Below are 12,385 nucleotides of genomic sequence, written 5' to 3' on the forward strand. Positions count from 1 at the left end.
CCGGCTGCCCGGCCCCCAGCTCCTCCTCTACCTGGCCCTCGGGCTGCTGCGCCCCCAGCTGCCGTGAGCCCGGCGGCCCGTCGCCGTGCCGTGGGCCGGGGCGTGCCGACCGGGCGCGCCCCGGACTTCAGCCGGTCAGGCCGGGGAGGGCCGGCAGGGTGCTGGTCAGCGCGCCGATCGGGGTCTTGTCCAGGCCCGGGACGGTCGGGAGGGCGGCACGCTGCTGGGTGACGCCGGCCAGCGGGGTCTCCCCGGCCGGGACGGCCTTGCCCACGCTCGGGGCGAGGGTGCCCAGCGTCTCGGTCACCTTGCCGGTGGCGGGCAGCTTGGCGGCGGTGTCGGTGACCGCACCGGTCACCGCCGGGTTCGTCAGCGCGCCGGTGGGCAGCCCGAGGCCGCCGGCCGCCTGGCCGTCGGCCGCGGAGGCGGTACCGGCGCCGACCGCCGCGATGGCGATGCCGAGCGCCGCGGTGCCCGCGGCCTTGAGAGCCTGCTTCATGGTGGGTCCCCTTTGGGTCCTCGTCGGTGGCCGACTTCACGTACGGGACCGACGGACGGGCGACCGCCGTCGAACCGTATCGGCAATGACGGGCACACCGTAGTGAGCCGGTCACCCAGGAACCAAAGGGCGTTCACTCACCCGAGTGACTAGTCGGATGAACGCCAACTCTCGTGCGGGAGCACGGCGTTCATCCGACCCGGCGGGCCCGGCGCACCGCCCCGGCGGCTCAGTTGCCGCCGGCGCCCACGCTGAACAGCCACTCCGACTTCAGCTCGGCGTAGCCCGGCTTGATCACGTCGCTGATCATCGCCAGCCGCTCGTCGAACGGCAGGAACGCGGACTTCATCGCGTTCACGGTGAACCACTCCAGGTCGCCCAGGGTGTAGCCGAAGGCCTCCACCACGTGGCCGAACTCCCGGCTCATGCTGGTGCCGCTCATCAGCCGGTTGTCGGTGTTCACGGTGACCCGGAACTTCAGCCGGCTGAGCAGCCCGATCGGGTGCTCGGCGTACGAGGCCGCGGCGCCGGTCTGGATGTTGGAGGTCGGGCACATCTCCAGCGGGATGCGCTTGTCGCGCACGTACGCGGCCAGCCGGCCGAGCTCGACCGTGCCGTCCTCGCCGACCGTGATGTCGTCGACGATCCGCACGCCGTGGCCGAGCCGGTCGGCGCCGCAGCACTGCAGGGCCTCCCAGATCGACGGCAGGCCGAAGGCCTCGCCCGCGTGGATGGTGAAGTGGTTGTTCTCGCCCTTGAGGTAGTCGAAGGCGGCCTGGTGCCGGGTGGGCGGGTAGCCGGCCTCGGCACCGGCGATGTCGAAGCCGACGACGCCCGAGTCCCGGTGGCGGTTGGCCAGTTCGGCGATCTCCTGCGAGCGGGCGGCGTGCCGCATCGCGGTGATCAGGGTGCCGATGCGGATCCGGTGGCCGGCTGCGCGGGCGTTGGCCTCGCCGAGGCGGAAGCCCTCCTGGACGGCCTCGACGACCTCGTCGAGGCTCAGCCCGGCCTCCAGGTGCTGCTCGGGGGCGTAGCGGACCTCGGCGTACACGACGCCGTCGGCGGCCAGGTCCTCGGCGCAGTCCGCGGCGACCTTGATCAGCGCCTCACGGGTCTGCATCACGGCGCAGGTGTGCGCGAAGGTCTCCAGGTAGCGGACCAGCGAGCCGGAGTCGGCGGCCTCGCGGAACCACTCGCCGAGCTCCTTGGCGTCGGTGGTGGGCAGGCCCTGGTAGCCGCAGGCGGCGGCCAGCTCGACCACGGTCTCCGGGCGCAGCCCGCCGTCCAGGTGGTCGTGCAGGAGGACCTTCGGCGCGCGGCGGATCTGGTCGGCGGTGGGGATGCGCGGGCCGGTGCCCGCGGTGGTGACGGGGATCTGCTGTTCCATTGCGGAAATATAGCCCCTACGCGCGTAGACCGACCACCGCGAACACCACCGGATGGTCCAAACTCCACGCGGAATTCCACCGCCCGGTCCATACGATCCGCCAAAACGCCGGACCGCCGCCGAGCCGGCGTCAGTCGTGCTGCAGCAGCCGCCCCCGCCGGGACAGCACGAAGTCCCGGAAGGTCCGCGCCGGCGGGGTCAGCGGCCGCCCCGCCGCCCAGGCCAGCCCGATCGCCCGGCGGGTGCGCGGCGCCGTCACCTCCAGCTCCACCACCCCCGGCCGCGGCACCAGGGCCGGCGGCAGCAGCGCCACCCCCAGCCCGGCCGCCACCAGCCCGCGCAGCGTCTCCGCCTCCTCCCCCTCGAACGCCAGCCGGGGGACGAACCCGGCCTGCGCGCAGAAGCCGTCCGTGATCGCGCGCAGCCCGTACCCCTGCTCCAGCCCGACGAACGGCTCCTCGGCCACCTCCGCCAGCCGGATCCGCCGCCGCCCGGCCAGCCGGTGGTCCGCCGGGACGACCAGGTGCAACCGCTGCTCGTCCAGCGGGCGGGCGGCGAACGCCGGGTCCTCCGGCAGCGGCGCGACCAGACAGAGGTCCAGCTCCCCGGCCCGCAGCCGCTCCAGCATCGCCGCGCCGTAGTCCTGCACCAGCTGGAACCGCACCCGCGGGTGCGCCGCGCGGAAGCCGCGCAGCAGCGCCGGCACCGCGTCCGGCCCCATCGTGTGCAGGAAGCCGAAGGCCACCAGGCCCGCCTCCGGGTCCGCCTCCGCCCGGGCCGCCGCCGCACCGCGCTCGACCTCGGCCAGCGCCCGCTCCACCGAGGCCAGCAGCAGCCGGCCCGCCCGGGTCAGCTGCACCGTACGGCCCTGACGGGCCAGCAGGCCCACCCCCAGCTCCTCCTCCAGCCGGGCCACCGAGCGCGACAGCGTCGGCTGCGGCACCCCGAGCAGCGCGGCCGCCCGGGTCACGTGCTCCAGCCGGGCCACCGCCGCGAACCGGGCCAGCCGGGGCGCCAGCAGCGCCGCCGGCTCCCGCGGGCCCAACCCGGCCACCCGGTACCGCTGCTCGCCACCGTCCGCCGACTCCGGACCGGACATCGCGCCACCACCTCGACTCATACGCCAGTGCATCGATCATCCACGCTTCATGCATTGGACGCATCAACGGCGCCAGGCCTACGGTCGACGACATGCAGCCCGCCGATACCGGGGCATCCGTGACCACCCCGGATGCCCCCGCCACCGCCCCCTCCTCCGCCGCCACCGCGGACGACCGCCACCGCCCCGGCCAGCGCGGCTTCCGCCGCGCCAACCTCGCCCTGTTCGCCGCCGGGGTCGCGACCTTCGTCCTGCTCTACTCCACCCAGGGCCTGCTGCCGATCCTCTCGGCCGATCTCGACCTCACCCCCGGCCAGGCCAGCTGGACGGCCTCCGCCGCCACCCTCGGCCTCGCCCTCGGGCTGCTCCCGGCCAGCGCGCTCTCCGACAAGTACGGCCGCACCGCGGTGATGACGGCCTCCACCCTCGCCGCCTCCGCCCTCGCGCTCGCCCTGCCCTTCGCGCCGGACCTCACCGCCCTCGTCACCCTGCGGGTCCTCCAGGGCGCCGCCCTCGCCGGGCTCCCCGCCACCGCCATGGCCTACCTCGCCGAGGAGGTCCACCCCAGTGCGCTGCCCTCCGCGATGGGCCTGTACGTGGCCGGCAACAGCATCGGCGGAATGGGCGGCCGGCTGCTCTCCGGCTGGACCGCCGCCGGACTCGGCTGGCGCTGGGGCCTCGCCGCCTCCGCCGTCCTCGCCCTGCTCGCCGCGCTCGCCTTCCGGCTGCTGATCCCCGCGGCCCGGCACTTCACCCCCGCCCCGGTGGACGCCCGCGCACTCGCCCGGACCGTCGGCCGGCACCTGCGCAACCCGCTGCTGGTGCGGCTGTACGCGCTCGGGATGCTGTTCATGGCCGTGTTCGGCGCGGTCTACAACACCGTCGGCTACCGGCTGATCTCCGCGCCGTTCCACCTGCCGGAGTCGATCGCCGCCTCGATCTTCGTGGTCTACCTGGTCGGCACCGGCACCTCCGCCGCGGCCGGCCGGCTCGCCGGCCGCCTCGGCCGGCGCGGCGCCCTCTACGTCTCCATCGGCGTGACCGCGGCCGGCCTGCTGCTCTCCCTCGCCGAGTCCCTGGTCTGCGCCTTGCTCGGCCTGGTCCTGATCACCGCCGGCTTCTTCGCCGGCCACGCCACCGCCTCCTCCTCGGTCGGCCGCACCGCCACCGAGGGCCGCGCCCAGGCCTCCGCCCTCTACCTGATCGCCTACTACCTCGGCAACAGCCTCGGCGGCACCCTCGGCGCCGACGCCTACCACGCCACCGGGTGGCCCGGCGCCGCCACCGTCGGGCTCGCCGCCATGACCCTCGCCGCCGCCGTCACCCTCTACGCCACCCACCGGGCCCACGCGGCCCGCCGAACGGGGCAGCTGGGCAGACTTTCCGCCAGGTAGACTTTCCCCATGGCAGACCTCAAGCGCCGCCGACGCCCCCACTTGGTGTCCACTCCCGTGCGGAAGAAGGGCGTGGTCACCATTCCGCAGGAGATAAGAGAGCAGCTGGACCTCCAGGAGGGCGACCAGCTGGTTGTCGCGGTGGAGGACGGCCGCATCGTGCTGACCCCGGCCTCGGTCATCCCGGACGACCAGGCGTGGTTCTGGAGCGGCTCCTGGCAGGAGAAGGAGCAGGAGGTCGACGAGGCGATCGCCGCGGGCGAGCGGGGCGAGGTGTTCCAGGACGGGGACGCCTTCCTCCAGTCGCTCGCCGACGAGGCCGGTCTCGACCTGGGGGAGATCAAGCGCCGTGCCGACGTATGAGTCACTGGCTCACTTCCTGCGCGACTGGAAGGGCCTGACCGCCGCACAGAAGGCCGCGTTCCTGGTCGCGGTGACCCAGTTCGTCACCGACCTCCGAGCCGGACAGGGCTTCCGCCGAGGCCTGCGGGTGAAGAAGATGCAGGGCCATCCGGACATCTGGGAGATGACCTGTGCCCCGGACGGCCGGGCGACCTTCAGCCACGGAACCCCGGTCCAGGACGGCGAGCCGCACATCGTCTGGCGCCGGATCGGCACCCACGACATCGTCGGCCGCCCCTGATCGGGGAAAACGCCGGGCCGCCCACCGGTGCACCGGTGGGCGGCCCGTTCACGACCACGCTCAGGCGATGCGGTCGAGGACGATCGGGTTCGGGGTGAAGGCCGTGCCCGCCGGGGCGACCTCGATGCCGCCGGCCAGGGCCTCGACGGCGTAGTCGAAGCGCTCCGGGGTGTCGGTGTGCAGGGTCAGCAGGGGCTGGCCGGCCACCACGGTGTCGCCGGGCTTGGCGTGCATCTCGACGCCGGCGCCGGCCTGGACCGGGTCCTCCTTGCGGGCGCGGCCGGCGCCCAGGCGCCAGGCGCAGACGCCGATCGCGTAGGCGTCCAGGGCGGTGAGCACGCCGGAGGCGGGCGCCGGGATGACGTGCTGCTCGCGGGCGACCGGGAGCGGGGCGTCGACGTCGCCGCCCTGGGCGGCGATCATGCGGCGCCAGTGGTCCATCGCGGAGCCGTCGCGCAGCGCGTCGGCCGGGTCCTTGCCCTGCACGCCGGCCGCGGCGAGCATCTCGCGGGCGAGCGCGAGGGTCAGCTCGACGACGTCGGCCGGGCCGCCGCCCGCGAGCACCTCCAGGGACTCCCGGACCTCCAGCGCGTTGCCCGCGGTGAGGCCGAGCGGGGTGGACATGTCGGTGAGCAGCGCGACGGTGTTGACCCCGGCGGTGGTGCCCAGGCCGACCATGGTGCGGGCGAGTTCGCGGGCGTCGTCCAGGTTCTTCATGAACGCGCCGGAGCCGACCTTGACGTCCAGGACCAGCGCGCCGGTGCCCTCGGCGATCTTCTTCGACATGATCGAGGAGGCGATCAGCGGGATGGCCTCGACGGTGCCGGTGACGTCGCGCAGCGCGTACAGCTTCTTGTCGGCCGGCGCGAGGCCGTCGCCCGCCGCGCAGATCACCGCGCCGGCGGAGCCCAGCACGTCCATCATCTCCTCGTTGGAGAGCAGGGCGCGCCAGCCGGGGATGGACTCCAGCTTGTCCAGGGTGCCGCCGGTGTGGCCGAGGCCGCGGCCGGACAGCTGCGGGACGGCGGCGCCGCAGGCGGCGACCAGCGGGGCGAGCGGCAGGGTGATCTTGTCGCCGACGCCGCCGGTGGAGTGCTTGTCGCTGGTGGGCAGCGGCAGCGAGGAGAAGTCCATCCGGACGCCGGAGCGGATCATGGCGTCGGTCCAGCGGCTGATCTCGCGCGGCTTCATCCCGTTCAGCAGGATCGCCATCGCCAGCGCGGACATCTGCTCGTCGGCGACCTCACCGCGGGTGTAGGCGTCGATGACCCAGTCGATCTGAGCGTCGCTCAGCTCTCCGCGATCGCGCTTGGTCCTGATGACGGAGATGGCGTCCATGCGTGCTCCAAGAGGGGTTTCAAAAGCGAAGAGTGTCGCGAGATGACCGGGTTCCGGCCCACTCGCGACACTCTACGCGCGTAACAATTGCTGCGGCTAGGGCCAACCGGGCCCTTAGAGCCGCTCCGGCCCGAACGCGTCGGGCAGGACCTCGCTCATCGGCTTCACGCCCGAGGCCAGTTCGACCAGCAGCCCCGGCCCGCCGTGCTCGTACAGCAGTTGGCGGCAGCGCCCGCACGGCATCAGCAGTTCGCCGGCGCCGTCCACGCAGGTGAAGGCGACCAGCCGGCCGCCGCCGGAGGAGTGCAGCGCGGACACCAGCCCGCACTCGGCGCACAGCCCGAGCCCGTACGAGGCGTTCTCGACGTTGCAGCCGGTGACCACCCTGCCGTCGTCCACCAGGGCGGCCGCGCCGACCGGGAACCTGCTGTACGGCGCGTACGCGCGGCCCATGGCCTCGCGCGCCGCCGCGCGCAGCAGCTCCCAGTCGATCGCGGGCGGCGCCGCGGGTGCGGGGGCGGTCACTTGCCCTGGCCCTTGCGGTAGATCTGGCCGTCCGCCTTCGGCATCCGCAGGCGCTGCGAGGCCAGCGAGAGCACCACCAGGGTGATCACGTACGGCGTGGCGACGATCAGCGGGCGCTGCACCTCGTCGGTCAGCGAGTACCAGGCGATCAGGCCGCCGGCCACCACGAAGGAGACCACCGTCGCGGTGTACTTGCGGCGGTACAGCTGCCAGAGCGCGAACAGGATCATCGCGATGCCGACGATCAGGATCAGCACGTGCACCGACTCCGGGTCGCGCAGCTGGAGGCTGTCGGTGAAGCCGAACAGGCCGGCGCCCATGGCGAGGCCGCCGGGCATCCAGTTGCCGAAGATCATCGCGGCGAGGCCGATGAAGCCGCGGCCGAGGGTCTGGCCGTCCTTGTAGAAGTGCGCCGCGACCAGCGAGAGGTACGCCCCGCCGAGGCCGGCGAAGGCACCGGAGGCGATGACCGCGAGGTACTTGTACTTGTAGACGTTGACGCCCAGCGACTCGGCGGCGGTGGGGTTCTCACCGCAGGAGCGCAGCCGCAGGCCGAACACCGTGCGCCAGAGCGCGAAGTAGCTGACCACGATCAGCGCACCGGCCAGCAGCACGACCACCGAGATGTTGGTGACCAGGCCGCCGAGCACGCCCGCGACGTCCGAGACGAAGAACCAGTGGTGGCTCTCGATGCTCTTCAGCCCGGAGGACAGGCCCGGGACGGTGATGTACGGCAGCGGGTCCGCCGGCGGGGACTGGTTCTGGCCGGCACCGACCGACACGTAGTCCTTGTAGTAGATCCGGTTGACGTACGCGCAGATGCCGGGGATCAGCAGGTTGATGCCGACGCCGGAGACGATGTGGTCGACGCCGAAGGTGACCGTGACGACCGCGTGCAGCAGGCCGCCGACCGCCCCGCCCAGCATGCCGGCCAGCAGGCCGACCCACGGGTTGACCAGGTAGCCCGCCCAGGCGCCGCAGAAGGTGCCGGCGACCATCATGCCTTCGAGACCGATGTTGACCACACCGGCCCGCTCGGACCAGAGACCGCCCAGACCGGCCATGCCGATCGGCACGGCGGCGCCGAGCGCGGCGGTGACCTGCCCGGAGGAGGTCAGCGAGTGGTTGCCGGTGGCCAGGCCCACGGCGGAGAACAGCACCAGGGCGCCCGCGATCAGGAGCAGGACGACCGGCCAGGACAGCTTGCGCTTCTTCGCGGGTGCGCCCGACGCCTTCGGACGGGCAGCCGTTGCCGTGCTCATGCGGACACCTCCTTCTTCTCACTGTTCGCGGCAGCCTGGGCGGCGAGCTGGGCGCCGACCTTCTGCTGCTGACGCTTCAGGCCGTAGCGGCGCACCAGCTCGTACGCGACGACGACGCAGATGACGATGGTGCCCTTCATGACGTCGACGATCTCGAACGGGAACCCGCCCTGGAGCGGCAGCACCGAGCCGGTGACGTCCAGGAAGGCGAACAGCAGTGCCGCGAAGGCCATGCCGATCGGGCTGTTCCGGCCGAGCAGGGCGATCGAGATGCCCAGGAAGCCCAGACCGGGCTGGAAGCTCTGGCCGAAGTAGTACGAGTTCTGCAGCAGCTCCGGCAGGCCGATCAGACCGGCGATCGCTCCGGAGACCACCATCGAGATGATCACCATGCGCTTGACGTTCACGCCGGAGGCGGTCGCCGCGGACTCCGAGCGGCCGGTGGCGCGCAGGTCGAAGCCGAAGCGGGTGCGGGTCAGCACGAACTGGAAGACCACTCCGACCAGGGCGGCGACGAAGATGAAGCCCCAGAGCGTTCCGCCGGCCGTCTCCAGCGAGAAGAAGTGGCTGGACTGCGAGATCCGCTCGGTCTGGATCGAGTTGGTGGTGCCGCTGGTCTTCGGCGCGAAGATGCCGGGGACGAGCAGCAGACCGATGATCGCGGTCGCGATCGAGTTCAGCATGATGGTCGAGATGACCTCGCTGACGCCGCGGTAGACCTTCAGCAGACCGGCGATGCTCGCGTACAGACCGCCGACCAGCATGGCCGTGACCAGCAGCAGCGGGATCTGGATGAAGGCCGGCAGGTCCACCTTGGCGCCGACGAAGGCCGCGAACAGCGCCGCGACCTTGTACTGGCCCTCGACGCCGATGTTGAACAGGTTCATCCGGAACCCGAACGCGGCGGCTGCGGCGGCCAGGTAGTAGGTGGTGGACCGGTTGAGGATGCCCACCTGGCCGTCCGACTTGCCGGCGTACGTGATCATCACGTTCCAGGCGTCGAACGGGTTCTTGCCCGAAGTCGCCAGCAGGACGGAGCAGATCGCGATGGAGAGCAGGACCGCGAGCACCGGCGCCGCCAGTGCGAGCACGATCCGCTCGCCGCTGAACCGCTGGGCCAGGCCGGGCTTCGCGGCGGCGGGGTTGGGACTGGTCATGGGTTACTCCCCCGCCTGCGGGTCGTCGGCGGTGTCGGTGGGCTGGTGCCCGGCCTCGGCCTCGGTGCCCTCGGCCGCGACGGCCTGCGCCTCGGCGACGGCCTCCGGCTCGGACTCCAGGTGGCCCCTGGCGGCACCGGTCATCGCGGTGCCGAGGTCCTCGGCGGTGACGGTGGCCGGGTCGGCGTCGGCGACCAGGCGGCCGCGGTAGATGACCCGGATGGTGTCGGACAGGCCGATCAGCTCGTCCAGGTCGGCGGAGATCAGCAGGACGGCCAGGCCGGCCCGCTGGGCGACCCGGATGTGCTCCCAGATCTGCGCCTGCGCGCCGACGTCCACACCGCGGGTGGGGTGGGCGGCGATCAGCAGCTTGGGCTGGTGGCTCATCTCGCGGCCGATGATCAGCTTCTGCTGGTTGCCGCCGGAGAGCGAGGCCGCGGTGACCTCGATGCCGGGAGTGCGGACGTCGTACTCCTCGACGATCCGCCAGGTGTCCGTGCGGGCGGCGGCCGGGTCGAGCAGCACGCCCTTGGAGTTGGGCGCCTCGGTGACGTGCCCGAGGATGCGGTTCTCCCAGAGCGGGGCCTCCAGCAGCAGGCCGTGCCGGTGGCGGTCCTCGGGGATGTAGCCGATGCCGGCCTCGCGGCGGGCCCGGGTCAGGCTGCCGGAGAGGTCCTTGCCGTCCAGGGTGACGGTGCCGGCGTTCAGCGGCAGCATCCCCATGACGGCCTCGACCAGCTCGGCCTGGCCGTTGCCCTCGACACCGGCGATGCCGAGGATCTCGCCCTTGTGGATGCGCAGCGAGATGTCGTCGAGGACGACGCGCTCGATGCCCTCGGCGTCGGTCTTGGCGATCCGCAGGCCCTCGACGTCGAGCATCACGGCGTCGGTGACGGTCGACTCGCGGCTCTCCGGGGAGGGCAGCTCGGCGCCGACCATCAGCTCGGCGAGCTGCCGGGCGGTGACGGCCTTCGGGTCGGCGTCGCCGACCGTGGTGCCGCGCCGGATGACGCTGATCGCGTCGGCCACCGCGAGCACCTCGTGCAGCTTGTGCGAGATGAAGATGACGGTGACGCCCTCGGACTTGAGCTCGCGCAGGTTGTCGAACAGCGCGTCGACCTCCTGCGGGACGAGCACGGCCGTGGGTTCGTCGAGGATCAGGATCTTGGCGCCGCGGTACAGCACCTTGAGGATCTCGACGCGCTGGCGGTCGGCGACGCCGAGGTCCTCGACCAGGGCGTCCGGGCGCACGCCCAGGCCGTACTGGTCGGAGATCTCCTTGATCTTCGCCTTCGCCCTGGCGCCGATGCCGTGGAGCTTCTCGCCGCCGAGGACGACGTTCTCCCACACCGTGAGGTTGTCGGCGAGCATGAAGTGCTGGTGCACCATGCCGACGCCGCGGGAGATGGCGTCGCCGGGGGTGTTGAACTCGCACGGCTCGCCGTTGATCGCGATGGTGCCCTCGTCCGGCTTCTGCATGCCGTAGAGGATCTTCATCAGCGTCGACTTGCCGGCGCCGTTCTCACCCATCAGGGCGTGCACGGTCCCGGTGCGGACGGTGAGGTTGATGTCGTGGTTGGCCACGACACCCGGGAAGCGCTTGGTGATGCCGCGCAGTTCGACGGCCGGTGTCGCCGTCCCCGCGCTGGGGGTGCCGTCCTTGCGCAGGGGGACGGGGTCGGATGCGGTGATGGCGGTCTCCTGGTGGTCTGGAGGCGCGTCGTTGCGCTCGGAGGGCCAAGGGGGAACGGGGAGACGGAACGGGGCCCGGGGGTACGCGTTGAGCGCACCCTGCCGGGCCCCTCCCGTGAACTGTGTGGATGCGTCGCCCTGCCGGGCAGGCGGCGGGCGCTGCGGCGTCCGGGACGCGCGGTGCTTACTTGACCGGCGCGGTCGGAATGGTGGTGGCGCCGGACTTGATCGCGTCGGCGGCGAGCTTCAGCTTGTCCTGGATGTCGTCGATCTTGCCGCCGGTGGTGGCGAGCGAGACGCCCTCGGCCTTCAGGTCGAACAGCTTGACGCCGGTCGGGCTCTGGCCCTGCTTGACCGACTGGATGTACGAGAACACCGCGGTGTCGACGTTCTTGACCATCGAGGTCAGGATGCTGCTCTTGTACTTCGCCAGGGCCGGCTGGCTGGCCTGGTCGGAGTCGACACCGATGGCCAGGGCGCCCTGCTTGTTGGCGACGGCCTCGATGGCGCCGTTGCCGGAGGAGCCGGCGGCGGTGTAGATGATGTCCGCGCCCTTGTCGAGCTGACCCTGGGCGGCCTCCTTGCCCTTGTCGGGCGAGGCGAAGCCGGTGAAGTCCGGCGGGGTGCTCAGGTAGGTGGTCTCGACCGTGATGCTCGGGTCGACGGACTTCACACCCGCCGTGTAACCGGCCTCGAACTTCTTGATCAGCTCGGACTGCACACCGCCGATGAAGCCGACGTGCTTGGCCTTCGACTTGTTCGCGGCGGCGACACCGGCCAGGTACGAGCCCTCCTGCTCGGCGAAGAGCAGCGAGGTGACGTTGGCCGGCTGGTCCTTGTCGTTCGAGTCGATGATCGCGAACTTGACCGTCGGGTTGTCCTTGGCGATCTTGTTGATCGCCGGCTGGTAGACGAAGCCGACCGCGATGATCGTCTTGTAACCCGCGTCGATCAGGTTCTTGAGACGGGTCTCCTTGTCGGCCTCGGCCTCGCCCTGCTTGGCCTCGGCCTCGGTCACGGAGACGCCCAGCTCGGACTTGGCCTTGTCGAGACCACGGGCGGCGGAGTCGTTGAACGACTGGTCGCCGCGGCCGCCGATGTCGTAAGCCAGGCCGACCTTGAGCGAACCGTCGCCCGAGGCGGAGGAGGAGGAGTCGGTGCTCTTTGCGCCGCAAGCGGCGAGCGAGGCCATGCCCAGGGAACCCGAGAGCACAACCGCGGCGAGCTTCATTGAACGGCGCAAGGGGATATCTCCTTCTACACGCGCCCGTTTGGCGCGGTCGGACGCCACCGTAACGCGCGTAGAACACGGTTGTGTTACGGGGTGCCGGAGCATACGGGTTGTTATCAAACCGTGGTCTGATGTTCTCCCCGGGGCTCTGTCCCCCG

At 71.8% G+C, this 12,385-nt stretch carries 12 protein-coding genes; 3 read left to right on the plus strand and 9 right to left on the minus strand.

Features of this window, described 5'->3' with window-relative positions:
* Positions 1 to 127: 127 nt before the first annotated feature.
* The 3 genes from ACWGJO_RS29035 to ACWGJO_RS29045 all read right to left on the minus strand — a co-directional run bounded on the left by ACWGJO_RS29035 (position 128) and on the right by ACWGJO_RS29045 (position 2,985).
* The gene (locus tag ACWGJO_RS29035) at positions 128 to 499 is read right to left on the minus strand and encodes an ATP-binding protein (protein WP_359911518.1); all 372 of its coding nucleotides are present in this window, start codon (positions 497 to 499) and stop codon (positions 128 to 130) included.
* A 229-nt stretch (positions 500 to 728) separates the two neighbouring features.
* Positions 729 to 1,886 carry an adenosine deaminase gene (locus tag ACWGJO_RS29040; RefSeq protein ID WP_387693233.1) on the minus strand — a complete coding sequence of 386 codons (1,158 nt, stop codon included), beginning with the start codon at positions 1,884 to 1,886 and terminating at the stop codon, positions 729 to 731.
* 130 nt (positions 1,887 to 2,016) lie between these two features.
* On the minus strand, positions 2,017 to 2,985 hold the full coding sequence (locus ACWGJO_RS29045; protein ID WP_452188189.1) for a LysR family transcriptional regulator: 969 nt from the start codon (positions 2,983 to 2,985) through the stop codon (positions 2,017 to 2,019).
* A gap of 92 nt (positions 2,986 to 3,077) precedes the next feature.
* Between ACWGJO_RS29045 and ACWGJO_RS29050 the strand changes: the two genes are divergently transcribed.
* From ACWGJO_RS29050 to ACWGJO_RS29060, 3 genes are read left to right on the plus strand one after another with little or no spacing between them, the layout of a single operon-like run.
* Positions 3,078 to 4,379 carry an MFS transporter gene (locus tag ACWGJO_RS29050; RefSeq protein ID WP_452188191.1) on the plus strand — a complete coding sequence of 434 codons (1,302 nt, stop codon included), beginning with the start codon at positions 3,078 to 3,080 and terminating at the stop codon, positions 4,377 to 4,379.
* 9 nt (positions 4,380 to 4,388) lie between these two features.
* Positions 4,389 to 4,742, plus strand: a complete 354-nt coding sequence (locus ACWGJO_RS29055; RefSeq protein ID WP_387693226.1) for an AbrB/MazE/SpoVT family DNA-binding domain-containing protein — start codon at positions 4,389 to 4,391, stop codon at positions 4,740 to 4,742.
* Positions 4,729 to 5,022, plus strand: a complete 294-nt coding sequence (locus tag ACWGJO_RS29060; protein WP_452188193.1) for a hypothetical protein — start codon at positions 4,729 to 4,731, stop codon at positions 5,020 to 5,022. Before ACWGJO_RS29055 ends, ACWGJO_RS29060 begins: the two co-directional genes overlap by 14 nt.
* A 60-nt stretch (positions 5,023 to 5,082) precedes the next feature.
* On the opposite strand, the gene ACWGJO_RS29065 is transcribed toward ACWGJO_RS29060, so the two are convergent.
* The 6 genes from ACWGJO_RS29065 to ACWGJO_RS29090 all read right to left on the minus strand — a co-directional run bounded on the left by ACWGJO_RS29065 (position 5,083) and on the right by ACWGJO_RS29090 (position 12,239).
* The gene (locus tag ACWGJO_RS29065) at positions 5,083 to 6,360 is read right to left on the minus strand and encodes a thymidine phosphorylase (RefSeq protein WP_359911531.1); all 1,278 of its coding nucleotides are present in this window, start codon (positions 6,358 to 6,360) and stop codon (positions 5,083 to 5,085) included.
* A gap of 114 nt (positions 6,361 to 6,474) precedes the next feature.
* Positions 6,475 to 6,885: a cytidine deaminase gene (locus tag ACWGJO_RS29070; RefSeq protein WP_452188195.1), complete on the minus strand. Its 411-nt coding sequence runs from the start codon at positions 6,883 to 6,885 to the stop codon at positions 6,475 to 6,477.
* Entirely contained in the window at positions 6,882 to 8,147 is a 1,266-nt protein-coding gene (locus ACWGJO_RS29075) for an ABC transporter permease (protein WP_387736340.1), read from the minus strand. Before ACWGJO_RS29075 ends, ACWGJO_RS29070 begins: the two co-directional genes overlap by 4 nt.
* On the minus strand, positions 8,144 to 9,304 hold the full coding sequence (locus tag ACWGJO_RS29080; protein WP_452188197.1) for an ABC transporter permease: 1,161 nt from the start codon (positions 9,302 to 9,304) through the stop codon (positions 8,144 to 8,146). The genes ACWGJO_RS29075 and ACWGJO_RS29080 overlap by 4 nt, the downstream gene beginning before the upstream one ends.
* 3 nt (positions 9,305 to 9,307) lie before the next feature.
* Positions 9,308 to 10,888 (minus strand): ABC transporter ATP-binding protein, encoded by a 1,581-nt coding sequence (locus ACWGJO_RS29085; RefSeq protein ID WP_452188199.1) that lies wholly within the window; start codon positions 10,886 to 10,888, stop codon positions 9,308 to 9,310.
* A 292-nt stretch (positions 10,889 to 11,180) separates the two neighbouring features.
* Complete coding sequence (locus ACWGJO_RS29090) at positions 11,181 to 12,239, minus strand: BMP family lipoprotein (RefSeq protein WP_452188201.1); 1,059 nt, start codon at positions 12,237 to 12,239, stop codon at positions 11,181 to 11,183.
* Positions 12,240 to 12,385: the final 146 nt, after the last annotated feature.

Source organism: Kitasatospora sp. NPDC054795, from assembly GCF_053611565.1.

Coding starts and splice junctions, on each gene's coding strand:
- ACWGJO_RS29055 (WP_387693226.1), top strand. CDS start 4,389: ATGGCAGACCTCAAGCGCCGCCGACGCCCCCACTTGGTGTCCACTCCC.
- ACWGJO_RS29040 (WP_387693233.1), bottom strand. CDS start 1,886: ATGGAACAGCAGATCCCCGTCACCACCGCGGGCACCGGCCCGCGCATC.
- ACWGJO_RS29035 (WP_359911518.1), bottom strand. CDS start 499: ATGAAGCAGGCTCTCAAGGCCGCGGGCACCGCGGCGCTCGGCATCGCC.
- ACWGJO_RS29050 (WP_452188191.1), top strand. CDS start 3,078: ATGCAGCCCGCCGATACCGGGGCATCCGTGACCACCCCGGATGCCCCC.
- ACWGJO_RS29080 (WP_452188197.1), bottom strand. CDS start 9,304: ATGACCAGTCCCAACCCCGCCGCCGCGAAGCCCGGCCTGGCCCAGCGG.
- ACWGJO_RS29045 (WP_452188189.1), bottom strand. CDS start 2,985: ATGTCCGGTCCGGAGTCGGCGGACGGTGGCGAGCAGCGGTACCGGGTG.
- ACWGJO_RS29075 (WP_387736340.1), bottom strand. CDS start 8,147: ATGAGCACGGCAACGGCTGCCCGTCCGAAGGCGTCGGGCGCACCCGCG.
- ACWGJO_RS29065 (WP_359911531.1), bottom strand. CDS start 6,360: ATGGACGCCATCTCCGTCATCAGGACCAAGCGCGATCGCGGAGAGCTG.